Consider the following 23,845-nt stretch of genomic DNA (forward strand, 5'->3'; position numbering starts at 1 on the left):
CCGCCGGTCCCGTGCCGGCGGCCCTTTTTTGTCTGGGGAGACGATCCATGTGTTCAGATGCCGCTCAAGGCACCGCCATCGGCACGGTGCTGATCGACAATGACCGGACCCGCGTCACCGAGTGGCGGTTCCGCGAAAAGGGCGCCAACACCGGCTGGCACACGCATGCTTATGACTATGTCGTGGTGCCGATGTTCACCGGCCAGCTCGAACTGCACGAGCCCGGCGGCACGCGGCGTCTGGCCGACCTGACCGAGGGTGTGCCTTACTTCCGCGAGGCCGGCGTCGAGCATGACGTCATCAACGCCAACGATGCCGAGGTCGCCTTCATCGAGGTGGAGTTCGTGCGTTAGCGCCCGTCAGAGTTTGGCCAGACGTTCCAGCGCGCGCTTCAGCAGCGCCTGTTCCTCGGCGCTGAACGGCGCCAGCAACTGCGCATCATAGGTGCCCGCCACCGCGCACAGATCGGCATAGACCTTGCGTCCCGCCGCGGTCAGCGTCAGCTTTTCGTGGCGCCGGTCGCTTTCCACCTTCTGGCGTGTCAAATAGCGCTTTTGCTCAAGCGCGGCGACGGCCCGGCTGATCTTGGTCTTGTGCATCTTGGCGCGCGTGCCGATCGCGTTGGCGGTCATGGCGCCATACCGGCCCAGATGGAACAGCACCCGCCATTCGGTGCGCAGCATGCCGTAGCGCTGCTTGTAATGGTGCTGGAAGGCAAGGCTGGATTCCTCCGCCGCCTGGTTCAGGAGGTATGGCAGGAAGGAGCGGATGTCGAAATCGGGCTGGTCGGTCATACCCCCAGATTGGCGCTTGTTAGTTACAAATTCAACTATTAGGGCTGGCCGCAGACGACAGGGAGGCAGTCATGAACCGCCAGACATCGACCCGCACCATGCAGCAGGGCGCAACGCCCGTGGGCACCCATGAGGGCTACATGCCCGGTTTCGGCAACGATTTCGAGACCGAGGCGCTGCCCGGCGCGCTGCCGCAAGGCATGAACTCGCCGCAGAAATGCAATTACGGCCTTTACGGCGAGCAGCTGACCGGCACGGCGTTCACCGCGCCAAGCCACCAGAACGAGCGGACCTGGTGCTACCGCATCCGCCCGTCGGTCAAACACTCGCACCGCTACGAAAAGATCGATCTGCCCTATTGGAAATCGGCGCCGAACATCGATCCCGATGTGATCAGCCTTGGCCAGTATCGCTGGAATCCGGTGCCGCACAGCGGCGAAGCGCTGACATTCGTCAGCGGCATGCGGACCATGACGACGGCCGGCGACGTCAACACCCAGGTCGGCATGGCAACGCACATCTATCTCGCCACCCAATCGATGGTGGACGACTATTTCTTCTCGGCCGATTCCGAGCTTCTGGTCGTGCCGCAGGAAGGCCGGCTGCGCTTTTGCACCGAGCTTGGCATCATAGACATCGAGCCCAAGGAGATCGCCATCATCCCGCGCGGCCTGGTCTATCGGGTCGAGGTGCTGGAAGGACCGGCGCGCGGCTTTGTCTGCGAGAATTACGGCCAGAAGTTCGAGCTGCCGGGCAGGGGGCCGATCGGCGCCAATTGCATGGCCAACCGGCGCGACTTCAAGACGCCGATTGCCGCGTTCGAGGATCGGGAAGTGCCGTCGACGCTGACCGTGAAATGGTGCGGCCAGTTCCACCGCACCCAGATCGGCCAGTCGCCGCTCGATGTCGTGGCCTGGCACGGCAATTACGCTCCCTGCAAATACGATCTGCGCAACTATTGCCCGGTCGGGGCGATCCTGTTCGACCACCCCGATCCGTCGATCTTCACGGTCCTGACCGCGCCGTCCGGCCAGCCGGGCACCGCCAACATCGATTTCGTGCTGTTCCGTGAGCGGTGGATGGTGATGGAGGATACGTTCCGCCCGCCCTGGTACCACAAGAACATCATGAGCGAGCTGATGGGCAACATTTACGGCCAGTATGACGCCAAGCCCGAAGGCTTCGTGCCGGGCGGCGTGTCGCTGCACAACATGATGCTGCCGCACGGGCCGGACAAGAACGCCTTTGAAGGCGCGTCCAATGCCGACCTGAAGCCCGAAAAGCTCGACAACACGATGAGCTTCATGTTCGAGACGCGCTTCCCGCAGCATCTGACCGAATTTGCCGCCAAGGAAGCGCCCCTGCAGGACGACTATATCGACTGCTGGACCGACCTTGAAAAGAAATTCGACGGCACGCCGGGCAAGAAGTAGGCTGTTGCCGTCATGATCGATATCATCAAGACTCTTTCTGTCGATCCGGTCGGCGGTTATCGGCTTCAGGTGCGCTTTTCGAACGGCCGGGAAGGCATCTGCGATCTTTCCGGAATGGTCGGGCAGGACAGGCCGATGCTGAAGCCGCTCGCCGATCCGGAGTTCTTCGCCCGCGCCTTTGTCCAGACGGGTACGATCGCATGGCCGAACGGCTTCGACATCGACGCCATCGCGCTGCATGACGAGATGCTGAAATCAGGCCAGTTGGAGCCGGCGCTCGGCGGCGCGTGAGGATAAACAAAAAAGTTGGGACACCATGAAACTTGCCACCATCAAGGACGGCACGCGGGACGGGCGCCTCGTCGTCGTCTCGGACGATCTGACGCAATGCTCCGATGTCGGCCACATCGCCCGCACACTGCAGGCCGCGCTCGACGATTGGGCAACGGTTGCGCCGCGGCTTGAGCGGGTCGCCGAAGGCATTGCCGGCGGCTGGCAGCCGGTGCAGCGCTTCCACGAGCATGAATGCGAAAGTCCGTTGCCGCGCGCTTACCAATGGGCGGACGGCTCGGCCTACGTCAATCACGTCGAACTGGTCCGCAAGGCGCGGGGCGCCGAGATGCCGGACAGCTTCTGGCACGATCCGCTCATGTATCAGGGCGGCTCTGACGCCTTTATCGGCCCGCGCGCGCCGATCCGTTTTCCGAGCGACGCCACCGAGTGGGGCATCGACATGGAAGGCGAGGTGGCGGTGATCACCGGCGACGTGCCGATGGGTGCGAGCCGGGACGAGGCGCTCGACGCCATTCGCCTTGTCATGCTGGTCAACGACGTGTCGCTGCGCGGCCTGATCCCCGGCGAACTGGCCAAGGGCTTCGGCTTCTTCCAGTCCAAGCCCGCCAGCGCCTTTTCGCCCTGCGCCGTCACGCCCGATCAGTTGGGCGACGCCTTCCTGGACGGAAAGCTGCATTTGCCGCTCGAGGTCGACCTGAACGGCCAGCCGTTCGGCCGGGCGGAAGCGGGGGAAGACATGGTTTTCGACTTCGGCACGCTGATCGCCCACGCCGCCAAGACACGGGCGCTCGCCGCCGGCACGATCATCGGCTCGGGCACGGTCTCCAACAAGGACCCGGACGGCTCGCCCGGCCGGCCCGTCTCGGACGGCGGCAAGGGCTATTCCTGCATCGCCGAAATCCGGATGATCGAGACGATCGATGACGGCGCGCCCAGGACACCGTTCATGGGCAATGGCGACACGGTGCGCATCGACATGAAGGATGCGTCCGGCCACTCCATCTTCGGCGCCATCGACCAGACCGTGGAGCTTGGCTGATGACCGGCCCCGGCGCGGCCTTGGCGGAAATGAGCGACGGCACGGCGATAGCCGCCGGTTTCTCGCTGACACCGCCGCCGCCCGGCTTCATCGACGATCCGTTCCCGGTCTATCGGGCGCTGCGTGAGAACGCGCCGGTCAAGCAGATCGGCGACAATGCCTGGTTCCTGACCCGCCACGCCGATCTGGCGCGTGTCTACAAGGACACGACGCTCTTTTCATCCGACAAGAAGGCCGAGTTCGCGCCCAAGTTCGGCGATGGCTATCTGTTCCGCCACCACACGACGAGTCTCGTCTTCAACGATCCGCCGCTGCATACGCGCGTCCGCCGCATCTTGGCCGGTGCGCTCACCCCGCGCGCCGTTCAGGCGCTGGAACCGGATGTCATCGCGCTGGTCGACCGGTTGCTCGATGAGATGGAGAAGACGGGCGGCACCGTCGACCTGATCGAGGATTTCGCCGCCGCGATCCCGGTTGAAGTCATCGGCAATCTGCTCGACGTCCCCCATGACGAGCGCGGCCCCTTGCGCGACTGGTCGTTGGCGATCCTGGGCGCGCTGGAGCCGGCGCTCACGCAAGAGCAGCTTCAAGCCGGCGAAGACGCCGTGCGCGATTTCCTCGCCTATCTGGAAACGCTGGTCGCGCGGCGCCGCGCCAATCCCGGCGACCCCGATCGCGACATGCTGACCCGGCTTCTGGCCGGAGAATCCGATGGCGGGCGCCTCAGCGAAGAGGAACTGCTGCAGAACTGCGTCTTCATCCTCAATGCCGGCCATGAAACCACAACCAACCTGATCGGCAATGCGCTGGAACTGCTCGACCGGTTTCCCGACGAGCGGGCGCGGCTTCTGGCGGACCCGGGCCTTGTGCCGTCGGCGGTCGAGGAAGCGCTGCGTTTTGAAAGCTCCAACCAGCTCGGCAACCGGCGCACCGCTGTGCCCGTCGAGATCGGTGGGGTTCAACTGCCCGAAGGCAGCAGCCTGACGCTGTGCATCGGCGCCGCCAACCGCGATCCCGCCGTGTTTGACGATCCGGAGCGCTTCGATATCGGCCGCAAGCCCAACCGGCACTTTGCGTTCGCCTCCGGGCCGCATCAGTGCATCGGCATGGCCGTGGCGCGCCTTGAAGGCCGCATCGCCATCGAACGTTTCCTGTCGCGCTTCCCGCGCTATCGGCTCGAAGGGACGCCCGTCCGCTCGCAGCGCATCCGCTTTCGCGGCTTCACCTCCATTCCCGCACGCCTTGAAAGGTAGACCATGACCAAGCAATTCGCCTCCGCCGGCGACATGACCGAAAAAGAAATCTCCTTCTCCGAGATCGGCCGCGACCTGTGGGCCTTCACCGCCGAGGGCGATCCGAATTCGGGCATCATCATCGGCGACGAGAGCGTCATGGTGATCGAGGCGCAGGCGACGCCGCAGCTGGCCCGCAAGGTGATCGAGCGCGTCCGCGCCGTCACCGACAAGCCGATCAGCCATCTGGTGTTGACCCATTATCACGCCGTGCGCGTGCTCGGCGCCTCGGCCTACGAAGCGCCGCAGGTGATCATGTCGGACACCGCCCGCGCCATGGTTGCCGAGCGCGGCGCCGAGGATTGGGCCAGCGAATTCGAGCGCTTTCCGCGCCTGTTCGACGGCCATGGCGAGATCACCGGCCTGACCTGGCCGACGACGACCTTTTCGGACCGGATGACGGTCTATCTGGGCAATCGCCGCGTCGATTTGATGAAGCTCGGGCGCGCCCATACGGCCGGCGACATCGTCATCCATGTGCCCGATGAAAATGTGATGTTCACCGGCGACATCGTCGAATTTCATTCGGCCTGCTATTGCGGCGATGGCCACTTCAAAGACTGGCCGCAAACCCTTGAGAAGATTCGCGCCTTCGATCTGGCCGCCATCGCGCCGGGTAGGGGCGATGCGCTTGTCGGCGCGGACATGGTCAATGCGGCGCTGACCAATACGGCCGATTTCGTTCGCTCCACATACGATCCCGTCGCCAGGGTCGCCGCGCGCGGCGGCTCGCTCAAGGAGGCATGGGACGTCTGCCGTGCCGCCTGCGATCCGAAGTTCGCCGATTACGCGATCTATGAGCACTGTCTGCCGTTCAACGTCGCCCGCGCTTTCGATGAGGCGCAGGGCATCGACACGCCGCGCATCTGGACGGCCGCGCGCGACAAGGACATGTGGAACGCCCTTCAGGGCTGACCGGGGCAGGGAGCAGCGCCATGAACAAGATATTCGAGGTCCCGCTCTATCCCTATGCGCGGGTCGCCGATCAGGATGCGGACGCGCCCGTGCGGCACGCCGTGATCGTCGTCGGCGCCGGCCCGGTCGGCTTGGCAGCGGCGATCGATCTGGCACAGGCCGGCCATCAGGTCGTCGTGCTCGACGACAATGACAAGGTGAGCTGGGGCAGCCGCGCGGTCTGCTATGCCAAGCGGCCGCTCGAAATCCTCGACCGGCTCGGCTGCGGCCAACCGATGGTTGACAAGGGGGTGGTCTGGAATCGTGGCCGGGTCTTCTATGACGAACGCGAGGTCTATGATTTCGATCTGCTGCCCGAAGAGGGCCACCGCCGGCCCGCCTTCATCAATCTGCAGCAATATTATTTCGAGCAACATCTTGTCGACCGCGCGCGGGCGCTGGAAGCCGACGGCGCCCCAATCGAATTGCGCGGCGGCAACAAGGTGGCGTCGATCGATGCCGGCGCCGATCGCGTTACCCTTCAGGTGGAAACGCCCGATGGAGCCTACACCGTGCAGGCCGACTGGGTGATCGCCTGCGACGGCGCGGCGTCCCCGATTCGCGCCATGATGGGGCTCGATTTCGTCGGCCGTGTCTTCGAGGACAATTTCCTGATCGCCGACGTCGTGATGGAGGCGGGCTTTCCCACCGAGCGCTGGTTCTGGTTCGATCCGCCCTTCAACCGCGGCCAGTCGGCGCTGTTGCACAAGCAGCCCGACAATGTCTGGCGCATCGACCTGCAACTGGGCTGGGACATCGACAAGGAGGAGGAGAAAAAGCCCGAAAACGTCATCCCGCGCCTCAAGGCGATGCTCGGCGAGGACGCGCAGTTCGAACTGGAATGGGTGTCGATCTACACCTTCCAGTGCCGCCGCATGGAAAAGTTCCGCCATGGCCGGGTGCTGTTTGCGGGCGATGCGGCCCACCAGGTCTCGCCCTTTGGCGCGCGCGGCGCCAATTCCGGCCTTCAGGACACCGACAATCTGTGCTGGAAACTGGGTCTTGTCATGGACGGCAAGGCGCCTGAAAGCCTGCTCGACAGCTATGATGAGGAGCGCATTCGCGGCGCTGACGAGAACATCCTCAATTCCACCCGCTCGACCGATTTCATCACCCCGAAATCGGACATGAGCCGCATCTTCCGCAACGCGGTGCTCGATCTGTCCGAGCATTACGCCTTCGCCCGACCGTTGGTGAATTCAGGCCGGCTGTCGGTGCCATGCGTCTATGACGGCTCATCGTTGAACGGTGCGGATGCGCTGGACGGTGGACCGGACCGGTCGCGTCCGGGCGCGCCTTGCCCCGACGCGCCGCTCGGCAACGGCTTTCTGCTGGATCGGCTGGGCGGTGGATTTGCGCTTCTGACGATCGATGTTGACGCCCCCGAAACGATCGATATGCATGGCATCACGAGCAATCGCGTTGCGATGTCGGCCAGAGACGATCCGTCCGGTGCGCTGGCGGAGCGTTATCTCGGTTCGGCGTCGGGCGCGGTCTATCTGATCCGGCCGGACCAGCATGTCGCCGCCCGCTGGCCATCCTATGACGAGGCCGCCGTCAAGGCTGCCATCACAAGCGCCACGGGGAGGGCATGAGCATGGGCGAACTCAACACCGAACCGGCGATCGACGCGCCCGACGATTTTTATGCAGAGCTGCTGGCGATGCATGAGGGCCTGAGCAAGGACGAAAGCGACGCCATCAATGCGAGGCTGATCCTGATCCTGATGAACCAGATCGCCGACCGCGAGGTGCTGGGCCAGGCCATGGCCGCCGCCCGCACGCCCGGGACCGTTTGACCGCCGGACGATTGCCGCGCAACGGCGCTGCAATTGTCGGAAGCGAAGGTGGCATACTGCTCAAGACGCGGTTCGATGTGGCTCGAACCGGCCTGCATTAAGCGTGTCAGCGCTCCCAACTGGACAAATGGCTCAATCTGTCATAGGCCAGACGGCGCCGGCTGGAACGCCCGGGCACCGTGTGCGGATGACGGGCCGACGAGGCGGCAAGTGAACAGTCGGCGCACGTGCTGTTTCATCTTCTCGATGGCAGCGGCGAGCGTGTGATTGGTGACCCCGGGGCTTCGGAGGGTCGGAACTTGGCCGGAATGAATCGCAGTAAATGGACGGATCCCGCCGTTTGGCCGCGCTGGCTGAAGAAGGCGCTGGTCCTTGGCGCCGACGCCCTGCTGATCCCGGTCAGCCTCTACATGGCCTTTGCGCTGCGCATCGGCACGTTGACGCCGCATCAGTATGCGCAATTGTCGCCGGCCTATTTTGCGATCACGTTTGTCGTCGGTGTCGCCGTCCTGTGGGCGATGCGGCTCCATCGCCTGAAACTGCATGCGTTCGACATGCATGCGGTTGCGCGGATCGGCGCCTATGCGGCCACGCTGACTTTCCTTGCTATTTCGGTCAGTTACTTTTTCGACCTCTGGGCACCGCGTTCGGTGCCGCTGATCTTTGGCGCGGTGTTTTTTCTCAATGCCGTGGCGATCCGCATGGTCGTCCTTGCCGTCATCACGCAGATCAACCGTGCTGTCGGCAGTCGCGTGCCCGTGGCCATCTATGGAGCGGGTGCGGCGGGAACCCAACTGGCCAATGCGCTGCGCCAGTCCCAAGAGTTGCGACCGGTCATATTTGTCGATGACAATTCCGCGCTGCACGGCATCATAATCGGTGGCGTCCGGGTCGGGCGCCCGGACGAGCTCGATCAGTTGGCGCGCTCCGGGCAGATCGAACGCGTCCTGATCGCCATTCCTTCCATGACCATCGGCCAGCGGGAAAGGCTGACCAAGACCCTTGAGACGCTGCCCTGCGAGGTGCAGTCCATACCCTCCTATGTCGATCTGGTCTCGGGCAAGAGCTGGGTCGACGATCTGCGCCCGGTCTCGCCCGACGAACTGCTCGAGCGCGAAAAAGTCGATCTGGACATTCCTGAAGTGGCCAAGGCCTATGCCGGGCGTTCCGTGATGGTGACCGGCGCGGGCGGTTCGATCGGATCGGAACTCTGCCGGCAGCTCATCGATTGTCGCCCCAGCCGTATCGTTCTGTTCGAGCGCAGCGAGTTCGCCCTTTACGAAATCGAGCGGACACTGCGCCCGTCCGCCGAGCAGGCGGGCATCGCTTTGGTGGCGACGCTGGGCTCGGTGATCGACCGCCCGTCGGTCGATGCGGTGATCGAGACCGAAAAGGTCGACATCATCCTGCACGCGGCTGCCTACAAGCATGTCCCGCTGGTCGAGAGCAACGAACTGGAGGGCGTTCGGAACAATGTCCTTGGAACGCGAACCGTTGCCGAGGCCGCGCGTGACGCACGGATCGAGCGCTTCATCCTGGTATCGACCGACAAGGCCGTGCGTCCCACCAACATCATGGGCGCGACCAAGAGGCTGGCGGAACTGATCGTCCAGGACGTTCAGGGCCGCGGTGCCGTCACGCGATTCTCGATGGTCCGCTTCGGCAATGTTCTGGGCTCATCGGGATCGGTTGTGCCGCTCTTTCAACAGCAGATCCGCCGCGGCGGTCCGGTCACCGTCACCCATGCGGACGTCACACGCTACTTCATGACAATCCCCGAAGCGGCCCGTCTTGTCCTGCTCGCCGGCGCCTATTCGGAGGGCGGCGACCTGTTCGTGCTCGACATGGGGTCGCCGGTGAAGATCGTCGATCTCGCCCGTCGTATGATCGGTCTGGCCAACCGCACGGTGCGCGACGAGGCCAACCCCGACGGTGACATCGAAATCGTCTTCACCGGTTTGCGGCCGGGCGAAAAGCTCTTCGAGGAGTTGCTGATCGACGATGACAGTCTGGTTCATACGCCGCATGAGAAGATCCTGAGAGCCAATGAGATTGGGCTTTCCGAGATCGAGGTCGCCGGAATGGTCAGGCAGATCGACACCGCCTTGATGTCGCGTGACCGTGAAGCTGTCCGGCAGATTATCGTCCGATTCGTCGATGGTTACAGCGCTGCGCGGAAAATGGGCGCTCCGACTGCCGACGGCACGGCCTGACCAAAAGCGATTGGTTGGGTCCCTTCTGGCCCATTGGCTTACGGCAGGTTGGTTCGCGCGACCATCGCAGTTGTCTCTTACGAGTGCCCACTGGCAGATGTTTCCGCCCTGCTGCCCGCGAGCAAAGCGCACGCGACAGCGATCAAATGGACGAACAACATGTCATGAATGTCATGGCCGAGCATCAGGTTCGCCAGCCCATTCAGCCCATAGATGGCCAAAACCGATAGTATCAGTACTATGGCATAGCGAGCGTCGGAATCGCGCCAATAGCGCCAGCACCAATAAAACGGAACAAGCAGGAGTGCGACGGTGGCGGAGATCTCAACGAGCCCGCCGAAGGCCGCGGCGGTCGCGATTGCGTTGTGGAAGTGCGAATACACAATTGGCTGACCTACCAGCGCGTTCGTACACTCGCCCATGTATTGATACGCGCCGCTGCGTCCGAGGCCCAAAAGCGGAGCCTCCATCAAGGCCTGGCCTGCGCAATGCCAGAGCGCGATGCGTTCGCCGATCGAGTTCGCGGCTGTTGGCGAAAAACCTGAAAAGTTGGCCATCGTGAGAAGGTGTCCCAGGCGCGACATGAGCACGACGCTGCCCACAGACACCAGCAAGACCGCCGACGCTGCGAAGGCCCACATGGCGCCCCGTTTGGCCAGGCGCTGCCTCGCCTCCGGCCAGGTGATGAACAACAGCACCGGAAGAACGATCAGAGCGGGATAGACGGTCCGCATGCCCGACATGATCAGCCCGAACGCCGCGCACAGGCTGGCGGCAACAAACAGGGGGCGTCTTGTCCGCCCGGCTCTGAACGAGGCGAGCAGGCAGCAGGCGAAGAGCACGGCGGCTGTCGTTGCGTAGGGGCCCGGATTGCCGGGGGCGCCATGGGCCCGAAAACTGATCGTCTCCAGCGGATAAACGGCCCATTCGACCATGGCCCAGGTCGCAACTCCCGCGGCACCGAGCGCGGCGCCGATCTCCAGGCTGTCACGCAAGCTCTCACGGTCCATGAGAGATATCTGCAGATAAAGGGGCAAGAAACCCAGAAAGATCAGCCGTTCAACGGCCAAAGTGTAGTTGGCGGCGTCGGCCGGATTGGCGGCAATAATCAGCAGTCCACTTCCGAAGTAGGCCAGTCCCGCAACGGCCACCGACAGTATCATGGGCTGCCGCGTCATCGTCAGGCGTCCGAGGAAAATCTTGGCCGCTGAAAAGACGGCGGCTCCGACCGCCATGATCGAGAAGACGGAGCCGCCCATGCCAAGCGCGGCATACATGACGATCATATAGTAGCGGTTGAGCGTGCTGTTGGAGGGCATTTCGATCTTTGCTGAGGAGGGTCCGGCGGGCCGCCGTGGTCATGGGCGACCTCTATAGACGCTCCCAATCAGGAAGCAACATGGGACGTTGGTGCCAGATCTTTCCGGCCAGCGCGATCGTGCGAGGGGTCGCATCGGAGGTCGGTATGGTCGGATGCAATGCGCACATACCGTCTGTGCAAGCCGGTGCGTTCTCGAACATCGCTTCATTTCCAGACCGAGGGCTTACGATCGCTTGCGAGTTCTCATTGCCTCAACTAAGGAGCGGTCGATTGGAATTCCGGGGATAAGCGCTTTGTCAGACAACGAGCCTAAAGGCATTGGAACCTCTGTAGAGGATTGGCTCTCGGCGATCGGAGAGCGAAATGTGCATGTCGGGGTTATCGGACTGGGCTATGTCGGCCTGCCTTTGGCTGTTGCGGCTTTGCGATCCGGCTTTCGGGTCACCGGCTTCGATGTCAACGAATCGCATGTTGAAAGGCTGGCAGCGGGTCAATCGTCGATCGGTCGCGTCACCGGCGAAGAAGTCATGGAGTTCTGTCAATCCGGCTGTTTTCGACCGACCACGCAATGGGACGACATGCGCGGATGCGATGCTGTCATCATCTGCGTTCCGACACCCCTAGACAAGCATCGTGAGCCCGATCTTTCTTATGTCGAGGGAACCAGCCGACTGATCGCCGGCACCTTGCGACCCGGTCAACTCGTGGTTTTGGAGTCAACCACCTATCCGGGAACGACGACAGGTGTCGTGCGTCCTATTCTCGAGGAAACCGGGCTGTCGTCGGGCCGGGACTTTTTTCTCGCCTTCTCCCCGGAGCGAGAAGATCCGGGCAACCAGCAATTCGAGACATCGACAATAGCGAAGATCGTCGGGGGAGACGGTCCCGAAGCCACGGAAGTCGCAACAGCGCTTTATGGAGCGATCGTTCGCAAAGTGGTTCCGGTCAGCTCGAGCGAGGTGGCCGAGGCCACCAAGCTCATGGAGAACATTTTCCGCGCTGTGAACATTGCGCTCGTGAACGAGCTGAAGATCATCTACGGTCGTATGGGCATCGACATCTGGGAAGTCATCGAGGCAGCCAAGACGAAGCCGTTTGGCTATATGCCATTCTATCCGGGGCCGGGACTGGGCGGGCATTGTATCCCGATCGATCCGTTTTACCTCACTTGGAAGGCACGCGAGTTCGATGTCTCGACGCGCTTCATCGAACTGGCTGGAGAGGTCAACACGCGCGCACCCTATCACGTGATCGAGAGCCTGGTGGAGGCTTTGTCCACACGAAAGCAGAAAGCGGTGGCTGGCTCGAGAATCCTGTTGTTCGGCCTGGCCTACAAGAAGAATGTCGAGGATGTCCGCGAGAGCCCCGCATTCACGCTCATCAAGCTGCTGGAGGAACGGGGAGCAAAAGTCGATTTCCACGATCCTTTCGTTCCCGAGGTCCCGATGACGCGCGAGCACATGGAGTTGGCGGGCCGCAGAAGCGTCAACTTCGATCCGGCGGTTCTGCAAAGCTACGACGCCGGCCTGATTTGCACCGACCACAGCAATGTGGACTATGCTGGCATTGTCGCGTCCATGGATCTGGTAATCGACACCCGCAACGCGACCAAGGACATCATCGACCGTTCCAACGTGGTTTTGGCCTGACCGATGACCGGTTCGCTCAGGATCTGGCTGGTGCAGACCGGCGAGGAGATGCCCGATGATCCCGGGCCGCCGCGCCTGCTCCGCACGGCGCTTCTGGCGCGCCAACTCACCGAGCGCGGGCACGACGTCACGTTCTGGAACGCGACCTTCAATCACCAGCAAAAGGTGCAGCGTTTCGACAAGAGCACCGTCCAGAAGTCGCGGGACGGCTATACGATCCAATATCTGGCCGGCCGGCCCTACAACCGCAATATCTCCGGTGATCGCGTGCTGAGCCAGATGGCAAATGCGCGCGAATTCGCGCGCATCGCCCCCGGCTTGCCCAGGCCGGACGTCATTCTCAGCGGCCTGCCGACACTGGAGCTTTGCGCGGCTGTCGCCGATTTCGCCGTCCCTCGCGGCATTCCTTTCGCGCTCGATTGCCGCGACCTGTGGCCGGATATTTTCGAGGACCACCTGTCCGGCGTGAAGGCGTTGGCCGGCTGGCCCGCGATGGCCTGGTGGCGCCGCCTGAAGCGCAGCTCACTGTCGCGCGCCACGGCCGTGACGGGCGTGACGAGCGCTTTCGTCGCCTGGGGCGTCGATGCCGCCGGCCGGCCTGCCGGTCCGCTGGACCGCGCGTTTCATCTTGCCGTTCCCGGAGCACTGCCGTCATCGGAGGCGATGCAGCAGGCTGACAGTGGTTGGGATGAACTGATCGGGCCGCGCGACGACGACATGGTGGTCGCCTGCTATCCGGGAACCTTCAGCAGGCGTCTCGATATTCCCGCCTTCATCGAGGGGCTGTCGCGCGTCGATGAACCGACGCGAAAGCAGTTTCGGATGGTCATCTGTGGCAAGGGTGACCTTGAGGACCACATCCGTTCGCGGACGGCCCGCATGGAGCATGCCCATTTCGCCGGATGGCGCGGCGCGGCCGATCTGAGGACGCTGATGAACCGCTCGACGTTCGGCGTCCTGCCGTATGCCCGCACACCGGATTTCCGCCGCCATTTCGTCAACAAGGTCGGAGAATACCTGGCCGCGGGATTGCCGATCATGACCGGTCTTGATGGGCTGACGGGCGACCTTCTGGAGCGCACCGGGCTTGGCATCCCTTACGAGGTAGGCAATCCGGACAGCGTTGCGCGCGCCATCGAGACAGCCGTCGCCGACAAGGAGCGGCTGCGTTCGCTGAAAGATGACGCGCGGGATGTCTACATGGACATGTTCGATCCGGATGTGATCTACGCCCAGTTCTGCGATTATCTCGAGGAATTGGCGGCCATCACGCCCGGCCAAGATGGCGCAGTGGCCGTGTGAGGGAAGCGATGGGAACCGAGCAGTTCGTCTCCGTCACCGAGATGGCCGGCCAGAAAGTGTCGGCCGAACAGCTGTTGCGCACCTGCCACCGCTACTACTGGGCGCGTCCCTTCGTCGAGGGTGGCGACATTGCAGAGGTCGCCTGTGGAGCCGGGCCTGGGCTGGGCTATCTGGCAACGGTGGCGAAGTCGGTGAGGGGAGGCGATCTCTCGCCGGAGGTGCTCGACCGGGCCCGGCAGGTCTACGGCGACAATTATGAACTTGAAGTGTTCGATGCCGCCTCCATGCCCTATCCGGACCGATCGCTCGACGCGCTGCTGCTGTTCGAAGCCATCTACTATCTGCCGGACGCCGATGCGTTCATGCAGGAGGTCGGCCGTGTGCTGCGCCCGGGCGGTTGGCTGTTGATCGTGACGGCCAACAAGGACCTCTACGATTTCACCCCGAGCCCCCACTCGACACGCTATTTCGGCGCAGTGGAACTGGGCGAACTTTGCCAAAAGCATGGCTTCGATCCATCGCTTTGGGGTTATCTCGACACGACCAAGGTCTCGCTTCGGCAGCGCGTGCTGCGACCCGTGAAGCTCGTCGCCTCGCGCCTGAACCTGATCCCCGGCTCCATGGCCGGCAAGGTTTGGCTCAAGAAGCTCTTTTTTGGCTCGATGACCGAGATGCCGGGCTCGATCCTCGACACGCCGCACGACTATCAGGCGCCGGCGGCTGTCAACTCTGACGAACCTGACCGACGCCACAAGGTTATCTATTGCGCGGCGCGGCTTTCCGAAATCTGAGGGCTGTGGCGCTGGACCGCGCGAGGGCTCTTGCAATTCGGGCGATGGTGCTTGATACCGCACCGCAGCTAAACGAGGCTTGGCCAGTGGCGCCGATTCACGGACGGTGCCGCTTCAGTCCGCCAGGTCACGTTTCGCCGACGCCGCAGCAACGCTTCTATTGAGGTTTTCCATGTCCTCGCAATCCAGCGGAACTTCGATCACGGCCGCCGCCAATCGGAGAGTGCCCTTTTTCGACTATCCGGGTCTTTTCGCCGAGCATGAGACCGAGTTCATGGAGACGATCCATGACGTGCTCGGCCGCGGCGCATACATCATGCAAAAAGACCTCACCCATTTCGAGGAAGCCTTGGCCCGGTTCATCGGCGTCAAGCATGTGCTCGGCGTTGCCGACGGCACGATTGCGCTGACGCTGGCGCTCAAGCTGGCAGGCGTCGGCCCCGGCGACGAGGTCATTTTGCCCTCGCATACGTTCATCGCGACGGCGGCCGCTGTCAACCATTGCGGCGCGACGCCGGTGCTTTGTGACTGCGGACCCGATCACATGATCGACGTGGCCAGCGCCGAATCGCTGGTGACGCCACGCACCAAGGCGATCATGCCGGTCCAACTTAACGGCCGAACCTGCGATATGGATGCGGTAGCCGCCTTCGCCGAAAAGCATGGACTGGAGATTGTCGAGGACTCATGCCAGGCGCTGGGCGCTACCTATCGCGGCCGCGTGGCTGGCACGTTCGGCGTTGCGGGCAGCTTCTCGTTCTTCCCGGCAAAGGTTCTCGGTTGCTTCGGCGATGGTGGCGCGATCATCGTCGACGATGACGAAAAGGCCGAGATCCTTCGTCAGTACCGTGATCACGGCCGCGACCCGGTTTCCGGCAAAGTGACCCGCTTCGGCTACAACTGCCGCCTCGACAACGTCCAGGCGGCGGTCATGCTGGTCAAGTTCCAGTACTACAAGCGTGACTTGGAACGCCGGCGCGATATTGCCCGCATCTATCAGGATCGCCTCGGCGCTATCGATGCCTTGCTCTTGCCGCCGGCGCCCGACAGCGACAATCTGCGCTACGACATCTTCCAGAATTACGAGATCGAGGCCGAGAACCGCGACGCGCTTCGTGAACACCTCGCGGCGCGCGGCATCGGCACGATCATGCAGTGGGGCGGTCACATGATCCACCAGTTCGAGCAGCTCGGGCTTCGATCAAACGCACCTTACGCAGAGCAGATGTCGGCACGATACATGCTCTTGCCGATGCACCATCTCCTCAAGGATGACGATGTGCATCATATCTGCGACTCCGTCATCGCGTTCTATCGGGGATAATCATGACTTCGGATCAGATTGGCGTCTCAGGCGGCCTGCGCACGAGCGCGGAACGTGAAGAAGCCCCACGCAACCGCGCGTGTTTCGACAAGAACCCCACCACTTGGGAAACCAAGATGGAGAACTTCCCGAAATATGTGCGCCGTCAGAACATTACGCGGTTTCTGGCGCTCTACGAGATTTTCAAGCGTGTCATCAACGTCAAGGGTTCGGTGATCGAATGCGGTGTGAACCACGGCTTCGGCGTCATGACATGGGCCAAGCTCTCCTCGATCCTCGAGCCGGTCAATCTGACGCGGCGGATTTATGGTTTCGACACCTTCGAGGGCTTCCCGGGCCTGTCGGAAGCCGACATGTCGGCAGCGTCTTCGCACGTGAAAACCGGCGACCTCGCCGCCGATTCCTATGAGGAGCTCAACGAACTCGTTGAGATCTACGACTCCACCCGGTTTCTCGGGCACGTCAACAAGGTGCAACTGGTCAAGGGCGACGCGACCCAGACGATGCCGCAGTTCGTCGAGGACAATCCCCATCTCGTCGTCAGTCTTCTGTTCTTGGACTTTGACATTTACGAGCCGACCAGGATCGCATTGGAGACGTTCTTGCCGCGCATGCCGGCCGGAGCGGTGCTTGCGTTCGACGAGCTCGACAATCCTCTGTGGCCGGGCGAAACGCTGGCCATGCTCGAGACCCTGGCAAAGCGGCGCCTGCGCATCGAGCGGCTTGATTTCGATCCCTATATCGGTTTCGCGGTGCTCGATTGATGACGCTCAGAAACGACCCGTCAGCCGATCCGGTGATCCTCGCCCATCGCATCCGGAAGCACGCGTTGGAGATGACGAGTCGCGGCAAGAGCAGCCATATCGGTTCGGTCCTCTCGATGGCCGAAATTCTCGCCGTTCTCTACGCCCGCATCCTGAATGTCGATCCCGGCGCGCCGGACGATCCGGAGCGCGACCGGGTCATCCTTTCAAAGGGGCATGGCGGGGCGGGTATCTATGCGGTGCTGGCGGAGCGGGGCTTCTTTGAGACCGAGAAGCTGAAGGATCACTACCAGAACGGCTCGATCTTCTCTGGCCATGTCAGCCACAAGGGCGTGCCGGGCGTTGACCTGTCGACAGGGTCTCTGGGTCACGGTCTGGGTGTGGCAACCGGCATGGCGCTTGCGGCAAAGCGTGCGCATCAGGACTGGCGCGCTTTCGTGGTCATGAGCGACGGCGAGTGCGATGAGGGCTCGGTCTGGGAAGCCGCCATGTTTGCCGGACACCATCGTCTGTCGAACCTCATTGCCGTCATTGACTACAACAAGATCCAGAGCCTGGCCCCCGTGGCGGAGACATTGGCGCTGGAGCCGTTTGCCGACAAATGGCGTGCTTTCGGCTGGACCGTTCACGAGGTGGACGGGCACGATACTGCTGCCCTGGAAGGGGCTTTGAAGACGCTTCCGGACGATGAGAACCGCCCGACGGTCGTGATTGCGCACACCACGAAGGGCAAGGGCGTGTCCTTCATGGAGAACACGGTTCTGTGGCACTACCGTACAGCACAGGGAGACGAACTGGAGGCCGCACGCGCCGAACTGGCGGCGTGCGACCCGGAGGTGCGTGATGCGTGATGCCTTCATCGCAAAGCTCACCGACCTTGCACGAAACGATCCCCGCGTGGTTCTGATCACCGGTGATCTGGGGTTCGGCGTTCTGACGAAATTCGCCGAGGACCTGCCTTCGCAATACGTCAATGCCGGCGTGGCCGAGCAGAACATGACGGCGATCGCCGCGGGCATGGCTATGAGCGGCTGGAAAGCCTACACCTATTCGATCGCCAATTTCACGACGCTGCGCTGCCTCGAGCAGCTTCGCAATGACGTCTGCTATCATGACGCTCCCGTCACCGTCGTCTCGGTCGGCGGCGGCTTCTCCTACGGCCAATTGGGCATGTCGCACTTTGCGACCGAGGATCTGGCCATACTGCGCGCCATTCCCAACATGCGTGTCGTCGCGCCGTCCGAGACCTGGGAGACAGAGGATCTGACGGCGGAACTGGCCGCGGCACCGGGCCCGACCTACTTGCGGCTCGACAAGGGGCAGGGCGGCGTGGGCCGACGGGACGGCGAGGTTGCCCGGCTTGGCAAGGCGCGCCTCGTGCGCGACGGCAGCGACGTAACCCTCATATCGATCGGCGCGATCTTGAAGGAATGCATCGCCGCGGCCGACGAACTTGCGCAGAAGGGTGTGCAGGCGCGTGTCCTGTCTGTCTCCAGCCTCAAGCCGTTCGACGCCGATGCGGTCCTTTCCGCCGCGCGGGATACCGGCGGTATCGTCACGGTCGAGGAGCACACGGTCCTTGGCGGGCTTGGCGGCACCGTTGCCGAAACGCTTCTCGAAGGCGGCGTGCATCCCGGCTTCTTCCGGCGCATCGGCCTGACCGACGAATACCCGACCGTGGTCGGCGATCAGGCCTATCTGCGCACAGTCTACGGCATGGACGCAGCGGCAATCGCGGCAACCGTGCGCAGTGCACTTTGAGGGGCCCGCTTCGGTGAAGCGTCTGTTCGATGTAGTGGCTTCGCTGGCCGGGCTGGTGCTTCTGAGCCCCGTGTTGCTTGTCCTGATGTTCCTGGTTTGGCGACAGGACGGGCACTCGCCTATCTATCAGGGGGTGCGCGCGGCGAGGAACGGCGGGACGTTCAAGATGAACAAGCTCCGGTCGATGGTCGTCCACGCGGACAAGACCGGCGTGGAATCGACGGGCGCCGCCGACACCCGCATCACGCCGCTTGGCCATTTCATCCGTCGCTGGAAGATAGACGAGTTCACGCAGCTCTGGAACGTGCTCAAGGGTGACATGAGCCTGGTCGGCCCGCGGCCGAACACCGTCAAGGCGGTCGAAGGCTACACCGAGCGCGAGCGGGGCCTCTTGGCGGTGCGTCCCGGCATCACCGACTTCGCATCCATCGTCTTTTCCGATGAGGGCGAGATCATCAAGGATGCTGACGACCCCGACGCGGCCTATGACAAGCTGATCCGCCCTTGGAAGGGCCGGCTCGGCCTGATCTATGCGGAACATGTCAATGTCCTTCTGGACATCAAACTGATCTGGCTGACAATCGTCGCCATCATCGACAAACCCGCCGCGCTGAAGGGCGTCGAGCGCGAGTTGCGCCGCCTCGGTGTCGACCAGGAGGTGATCGCGGTGTCGCGCCGCGACCGACCGCTGGTTCCCGCCGCGCCGCTCTCCTGAACTGAGCCGATCAAGCCGCCGAGGTCCTATACGAAGTCCGGGCAGTTTCATCGGCTCGGCGGACCTTACGTTGCGGCATTTCCGCGGGGTGGGCGACGGGTACCGGAGAAGGCTCTGACACCTGTCCTGTGGGAAGTCCAGGTGCGGCCACGGATGCTCGTTGATCCCTTTTGACATGGGTTCTGATCGGCGATACAGACCGTCCGGAAGAAGCCTTCGGCCAAGCTGTCCATCCCCGCAAACCGACCCCAGGGATTGCAATGAGTGCGAGCTACCAAGAAAGCGTGGTTACGCTGCGTTCCAAGATCGACGAGATCCGGACGATCACCAACAGCGAATGGATCGACTCGCTGGAGGACCGCAAGCGCAAGGAGCTCGAGTTCCACGATCGCGACCGGGATCGTCAGAACGACATCCAGGAAGGCAGCGATACGTACGAAAAGTTCTACGGAAACCGGAAGTATTATGTCGCCACGGCGTCATCGCGCCAATACACGGCCGACTGGATCGCCAAACATGCCAAGGGAAAGGTCTTTCTCGACTATGCCTGCGGCAATGGCGCCAACGCCATAGCCGCGGCCAAGGCAGGGGCCGAATTGGCTCTGGGTCTCGATATCAGCCCGGTCTCGGTAGCCAACGCAACGCAGGATGCGGCCGAGGCCGGCGTGGCCGAAACGACCGAGTTCTTTCAGGCCGATTGCGAGAACACCAAGCTGCCCGACGAAAGCGTCGACACGATCATCTGCTCGGGCATGCTGCATCACCTCGACCTGTCGTTCGCCTTCCCGGAGATGCGCCGTATCCTCAAGCCGGGCGGCCGCATTCTGGCGGTCGAGGCCCTCGACTACAATCCGGCCATCAAGCTTTACCGCATGATGACGCCGGACATGCGGACGGAGTGGGAAAAGGCGCACATCCTGTCGCTCGCCGACGTGCGCTTTGCCAAGCGCTTCTTCGATCTCGGCGAGGTTCGCTACTGGCACATTCTGGGTATCGCCGCTGCCAAGGCCGGGCCTCTGGCGCCGCTGCTGCACAAGGCCGACGACATTCTGGTGCGGGTTCCCGGCGTGCAACTGATGGCCTGGATCTTCACCTTCGAACTGAAGAAGCCGGAGGCAAATTAGTGTGCGTTTCCGCCGAAGCGTTGCTGGCAACCGGCTCGGACGTCGCAGTTGTGCGGCATACACGGCCTGACTGATCGTTTCGGCTTCGATCGAGCGCTGGAGAAGGAATTGGCTGAGACGAGCTTTTCTGGAATCGTTTCGAGGCGCGGCGAGGTGCTTCGGCTAGCCACATTGCTGTTTATCACGCTTGCCATGTTGGTTGGACAGGCTGGTCTGCAACGGTTTTTTCCAGCGTCTCCGGCAGATATCGACCTCAAACACCTCTTTCTGGCGGTTGCGGCGATGCTGCTGATGGTCAGGCACGGACAAGGTCTTGAAGTGGCTCCGGCCCGCGCTCCAGCCGTCGTTTGGGCTGTGTTGGGTCTTTCTGCCGTCACGTTCGCGTTAAGCGCGGTTCATGGCGATTGGTGGGCCGATGATGCGGTAGCTGACTCAGTGTTCATCGTGGCGCTCTCCTATCTTGCCTTCCTGGCTATCCGGCAGATGCGGGATCTCGAAGACTTCATGCTTCTGACCGCGCTGGTCGGTGCGGGGGTCTTGGCTGGCGACTACCTTGCCCGCGTCGCCTATGGAGCTGTGCTCGTCACCAACATATCGACCGCGCGAATATCTCTGGTCGCGGTGGCCGCTGTGATGTTCTTGATCCTGAGAGGGCGGTATCTGACGATCGCCTTTGTCCTGCTTTTTGTCTGTTCCTTCGCCACATTCTCCAATTCGCTCAAGATGGGCATCTTGGCGGCAGGACTGCTTCTGATTCTCTCGTTCGGATTGATCGTGTACCAGCGCAAGTTCCTGCATTCATTCTTGGCGGTCGTTCTCGTGCTTGCCGGTGCCGTCGCGGTGAAGTTGATGGGTGGAACCGAGCAATTGGCCAACCGCATGTCACATTTCGCGCAATCAACTGCGGTCGTTGGAGTTCATCGGGAAGACGCGATCGACAACGCTATACCGTTGGCAGAGCAACAGATGCAGGACATCGCTGAAGCTCTTTGCAAAGACGCCGTAAAGTATGAGTTTTGCGTTTCAGACGAGGTTGTGCTCACAGACTCGACACAGCGTTTGCGGATGTGGCTCTACTCTCTCGAGCTTTTCCGGTCCAACCCCGTGGTTGGAGTTGGACGGGAAGGGTATCGGCTTACACTGTTCTATGCCGGCGACGGCAATCCCCGTGTCGAAACATATACATACGCGCACAACGTTCTGTTTGAGTACGCTGCGATGTATGGCCTCGCAGGGTTGCTGGCGCTGGCTTTGGCGTTTGCCGTCGCCGCGGGCACCTATGTGCGAGCCGCCTTCTCGGCTCACGCGGTGGCTGTGCTATTGGCTTTGGCTTTGTCGCTGCTAATGAGTGCAATGACGGGGGGCAACTTGTTTGATATCAGGTACATATTCGTGCTGGCGGCTGCGGTCGCATTCCTGAATGACCGTACGGAAGTGAAGTGAACACTTTCATGGCTTCGCTCTAACGATCTGCCGTTTCGCTACCGCGTTCGATGCAGTTGATCTTCTCTTCGCATGGCCTATCGGTTTCTTTATGGGTATGCTGGTCTTTGCACGGGCCCAGCCGCGCGCGGCTCGGCGCGATCTGTGGTCGCTGATGACAAGTGATTTGCGCTGCGTACTGCCTGGCGGCATTCCCAAACAACGCCCCTGAACGTTGTACCCAAATCGGTTGTTGTAATGACAAGGCACTATCTGGCTATGGTCCGCCTCCATTGAAGTCGCGACATGCGGTGAACGCCTGGCGCTGCGCATCGCCCGGCCAGCTTGGCAGCACCCTCGATCGCCCGTTGGCATGGGGCGGACAGTCTGTTAGCGGTCTTGCCGGTTGATCGCGACGGATATTCACAATGCCATGGGGATGAGCGTTTGAGCACGAAGAGGCCTCCCAGTGCCGTTCGCGGGCTTTTGGCATTGGGAGGTGGGTCGGCGGGGGGATATGCGCTGACGCTCGCACTATCACCGATCCTCACTCGGCTTTATTCCCCTGAGCTCTTTGGTCTTTTCGGCGTGTTCAGCGCAATCGTCGCCATCTTCTCGATCTTCGCGACGCTCAGTCTGGAGCTGGGGATTCTTGGTGCCGACCGCCGCAGCGAGAGCCTCCGCTTTGCCACCGGCGGACTTGCGGCGGCATTGTTCGCCACCGCCATCGCCTTGCCCGCTGCCATCTTCATTGGCGGATCGGCTCCGTTCGGTCAGCTTCCCATTTGGGCGGTCTGCGCGGCGTTGGCCGTCTGTTTGACAACGGTTCTGCAACTGACGGCGACGAACTGGGCAATACGCACGGACCGCAACAATCGCGCCGCCCGCGCCACCTTCGCGGGTTTGGCGGGGCGCAGCCTGCTGCAGGTCGGCTTCGGCTTCTGGTTCGGTGGCCTTGGCGGCCTGATCGCGGGCGAGTGGCTGGGGCGCGTGGCGGGCTGGCTGACCGCCGAGGCGGGGACGGCGAGGGCGGCGCTGCGCCGCATCACGTCAGCGCCCCGCCGGATCGTGGCCCACCTGTCCCGGAACCGGCGCTATCCGTTCTACGTGACCCCTGCCGTGTCCATCGAGGTGGCACTTGTCTGGTTGCCGGCGCCGTTTTTCGCGATCGCCTACGGTCCGGATGTTGGCGGCTTCGTGGCGCTCATACAGCGCCTTGGCTCTGCGCCGTTGACCATCGTGAACCAATCGCTGGGGCAGCTCGTTCACCGCCACGCCGGGGACATGATCAGGGTCAATCCGCGCCGCGTCCTGACGCTGACGTCCGGCCTGGTGCTGGCCACCCTGCCATTGCTTGCCGTTCTGATGGCCGTGCTCTGGTTCTATGGAGAGCAGATCGCCGGGGCGGTCTTCGGAACCGCCTGGCGCCAGGCCGGCCTTGTCGCGCTCATCTTTGCGCCGCTCTACTACGTGCAGTTCCTGTCTCTTGTCACCAACCGGCTGATCCTCGTCCTCGACCGGATGCGCCTGAAGCTGGCGGCCTCGGGCCTGCACCTTGTTGTCCTGGTTGCCTCGCTCCCGGCTGCCCGCCTTGCCGGCCTCGACTGGCTTGGAGCCATGGCGCTCTTGGTGACATTGCTGACGCTTTCATATGCCGCTGTCTTTGCGTTCGTCCTGTGGTTGGTGGATGCGCGGCGTCGCTCGGTTCACCCATAGCAAGGCCGGCACACGGTAAAATGTGCTGGCAGGCTGGGTCCATCGCGCCAGGAGCGATGGCAACTGCGGCAACTTTTGGGGGATCGCTTTTTTCACAATTGCTGCCATCGACACCAAAGCCCAGGCAGCCACAAAAGCG

General features: G+C 62.5%; 22 protein-coding genes. 20 read left to right on the forward strand and 2 right to left on the reverse strand.

The window, feature by feature from the left end:
* Nucleotides 1-47: 47 nt before the first annotated feature.
* Nucleotides 48-353: a cupin domain-containing protein gene (locus DEM25_RS13000; protein WP_109769047.1), complete on the forward strand. Its 306-nt coding sequence runs from the start codon at nt 48-50 to the stop codon at nt 351-353.
* A 6-nt stretch (nt 354-359) separates the two neighbouring features.
* Here DEM25_RS13000 and DEM25_RS13005 read toward each other — a convergent pair whose 3' ends face one another.
* Nucleotides 360-794 carry a MarR family winged helix-turn-helix transcriptional regulator gene (locus tag DEM25_RS13005; RefSeq protein WP_109769048.1) on the reverse strand — a complete coding sequence of 145 codons (435 nt, stop codon included), beginning with the start codon at nt 792-794 and terminating at the stop codon, nt 360-362.
* Between the two features lie 71 nt (nt 795-865).
* Here DEM25_RS13005 and hmgA point away from each other — a divergent pair, with 71 nt between their 5' ends.
* The 8 genes from hmgA (at nt 866) to DEM25_RS13045 (ending at nt 9,817) form a co-directional block, all read left to right on the forward strand.
* The gene (gene hmgA, locus DEM25_RS13010) at nt 866-2,227 is read left to right on the forward strand and encodes a homogentisate 1,2-dioxygenase (protein WP_109769049.1); all 1,362 of its coding nucleotides are present in this window, start codon (nt 866-868) and stop codon (nt 2,225-2,227) included.
* Between the two features lie 12 nt (nt 2,228-2,239).
* A complete protein-coding gene (locus DEM25_RS13015) occupies nt 2,240-2,518 on the forward strand; it encodes a DUF2442 domain-containing protein (RefSeq protein WP_109769050.1) in 279 nt (92 codons plus the stop codon).
* A 25-nt stretch (nt 2,519-2,543) separates the two neighbouring features.
* A complete protein-coding gene (locus DEM25_RS13020) occupies nt 2,544-3,560 on the forward strand; it encodes a fumarylacetoacetate hydrolase family protein (protein ID WP_109769051.1) in 1,017 nt (338 codons plus the stop codon).
* Nucleotides 3,560-4,813 (forward strand): cytochrome P450, encoded by a 1,254-nt coding sequence (locus tag DEM25_RS13025; RefSeq protein WP_424992277.1) that lies wholly within the window; start codon nt 3,560-3,562, stop codon nt 4,811-4,813. The genes DEM25_RS13020 and DEM25_RS13025 overlap by 1 nt, the downstream gene beginning before the upstream one ends.
* 3 nt (nt 4,814-4,816) lie before the next feature.
* On the forward strand, nt 4,817-5,767 hold the full coding sequence (locus tag DEM25_RS13030) for an MBL fold metallo-hydrolase (protein ID WP_109769052.1): 951 nt from the start codon (nt 4,817-4,819) through the stop codon (nt 5,765-5,767).
* A 20-nt stretch (nt 5,768-5,787) separates the two neighbouring features.
* A complete protein-coding gene (locus DEM25_RS13035) occupies nt 5,788-7,401 on the forward strand; it encodes an FAD-dependent oxidoreductase (RefSeq protein ID WP_109769053.1) in 1,614 nt (537 codons plus the stop codon).
* A 2-nt stretch (nt 7,402-7,403) separates the two neighbouring features.
* On the forward strand, nt 7,404-7,604 hold the full coding sequence (locus DEM25_RS13040) for a DUF2783 domain-containing protein (RefSeq protein WP_109769054.1): 201 nt from the start codon (nt 7,404-7,406) through the stop codon (nt 7,602-7,604).
* A 308-nt stretch (nt 7,605-7,912) separates the two neighbouring features.
* Complete coding sequence (locus DEM25_RS13045; protein WP_109769093.1) at nt 7,913-9,817, forward strand: polysaccharide biosynthesis protein; 1,905 nt, start codon at nt 7,913-7,915, stop codon at nt 9,815-9,817.
* A 77-nt stretch (nt 9,818-9,894) separates the two neighbouring features.
* Here DEM25_RS13045 and DEM25_RS13050 read toward each other — a convergent pair whose 3' ends face one another.
* Nucleotides 9,895-11,136 (reverse strand): O-antigen ligase family protein, encoded by a 1,242-nt coding sequence (locus DEM25_RS13050; protein ID WP_109769055.1) that lies wholly within the window; start codon nt 11,134-11,136, stop codon nt 9,895-9,897.
* A 295-nt stretch (nt 11,137-11,431) separates the two neighbouring features.
* Here DEM25_RS13050 and DEM25_RS13055 point away from each other — a divergent pair, with 295 nt between their 5' ends.
* The 11 genes from DEM25_RS13055 (at nt 11,432) to DEM25_RS13105 (ending at nt 23,706) form a co-directional block, all read left to right on the forward strand.
* Nucleotides 11,432-12,787, forward strand: coding sequence for a nucleotide sugar dehydrogenase (locus DEM25_RS13055; protein ID WP_424992283.1), 1,356 nt, complete (start codon nt 11,432-11,434; stop codon nt 12,785-12,787).
* A 3-nt stretch (nt 12,788-12,790) separates the two neighbouring features.
* A complete protein-coding gene (locus DEM25_RS13060; RefSeq protein ID WP_109769058.1) occupies nt 12,791-14,089 on the forward strand; it encodes a glycosyltransferase in 1,299 nt (432 codons plus the stop codon).
* Between the two features lie 8 nt (nt 14,090-14,097).
* Nucleotides 14,098-14,880, forward strand: a complete 783-nt coding sequence (locus tag DEM25_RS13065) for a class I SAM-dependent methyltransferase (RefSeq protein WP_109769059.1) — start codon at nt 14,098-14,100, stop codon at nt 14,878-14,880.
* 172 nt (nt 14,881-15,052) lie between these two features.
* The gene (locus DEM25_RS13070; RefSeq protein WP_109769095.1) at nt 15,053-16,204 is read left to right on the forward strand and encodes a DegT/DnrJ/EryC1/StrS family aminotransferase; all 1,152 of its coding nucleotides are present in this window, start codon (nt 15,053-15,055) and stop codon (nt 16,202-16,204) included.
* A 2-nt stretch (nt 16,205-16,206) separates the two neighbouring features.
* Entirely contained in the window at nt 16,207-16,968 is a 762-nt protein-coding gene (locus tag DEM25_RS13075; protein ID WP_109769061.1) for a class I SAM-dependent methyltransferase, read from the forward strand.
* Nucleotides 16,968-17,819, forward strand: a complete 852-nt coding sequence (locus tag DEM25_RS13080; protein ID WP_109769063.1) for a transketolase — start codon at nt 16,968-16,970, stop codon at nt 17,817-17,819. The genes DEM25_RS13075 and DEM25_RS13080 overlap by 1 nt, the downstream gene beginning before the upstream one ends.
* Nucleotides 17,812-18,729 (forward strand): transketolase family protein, encoded by a 918-nt coding sequence (locus DEM25_RS13085; RefSeq protein WP_109769064.1) that lies wholly within the window; start codon nt 17,812-17,814, stop codon nt 18,727-18,729. Before DEM25_RS13080 ends, DEM25_RS13085 begins: the two co-directional genes overlap by 8 nt.
* A gap of 13 nt (nt 18,730-18,742) precedes the next feature.
* Nucleotides 18,743-19,444, forward strand: a complete 702-nt coding sequence (locus tag DEM25_RS13090; RefSeq protein WP_109769097.1) for a sugar transferase — start codon at nt 18,743-18,745, stop codon at nt 19,442-19,444.
* Nucleotides 19,445-19,704: 260 nt separating this feature from the next.
* On the forward strand, nt 19,705-20,568 hold the full coding sequence (locus DEM25_RS13095) for a class I SAM-dependent methyltransferase (RefSeq protein ID WP_120222742.1): 864 nt from the start codon (nt 19,705-19,707) through the stop codon (nt 20,566-20,568).
* A 48-nt stretch (nt 20,569-20,616) separates the two neighbouring features.
* The gene (locus DEM25_RS13100; RefSeq protein ID WP_109769067.1) at nt 20,617-22,011 is read left to right on the forward strand and encodes an O-antigen ligase family protein; all 1,395 of its coding nucleotides are present in this window, start codon (nt 20,617-20,619) and stop codon (nt 22,009-22,011) included.
* 378 nt (nt 22,012-22,389) lie between these two features.
* Nucleotides 22,390-23,706, forward strand: coding sequence for a lipopolysaccharide biosynthesis protein (locus tag DEM25_RS13105; protein WP_158585262.1), 1,317 nt, complete (start codon nt 22,390-22,392; stop codon nt 23,704-23,706).
* Nucleotides 23,707-23,845: the final 139 nt, after the last annotated feature.

Source organism: Oceaniradius stylonematis (assembly GCF_003149475.2).
Lineage (GTDB): Bacteria > Pseudomonadota > Alphaproteobacteria > Rhizobiales > Rhizobiaceae > Roseitalea > Roseitalea stylonematis.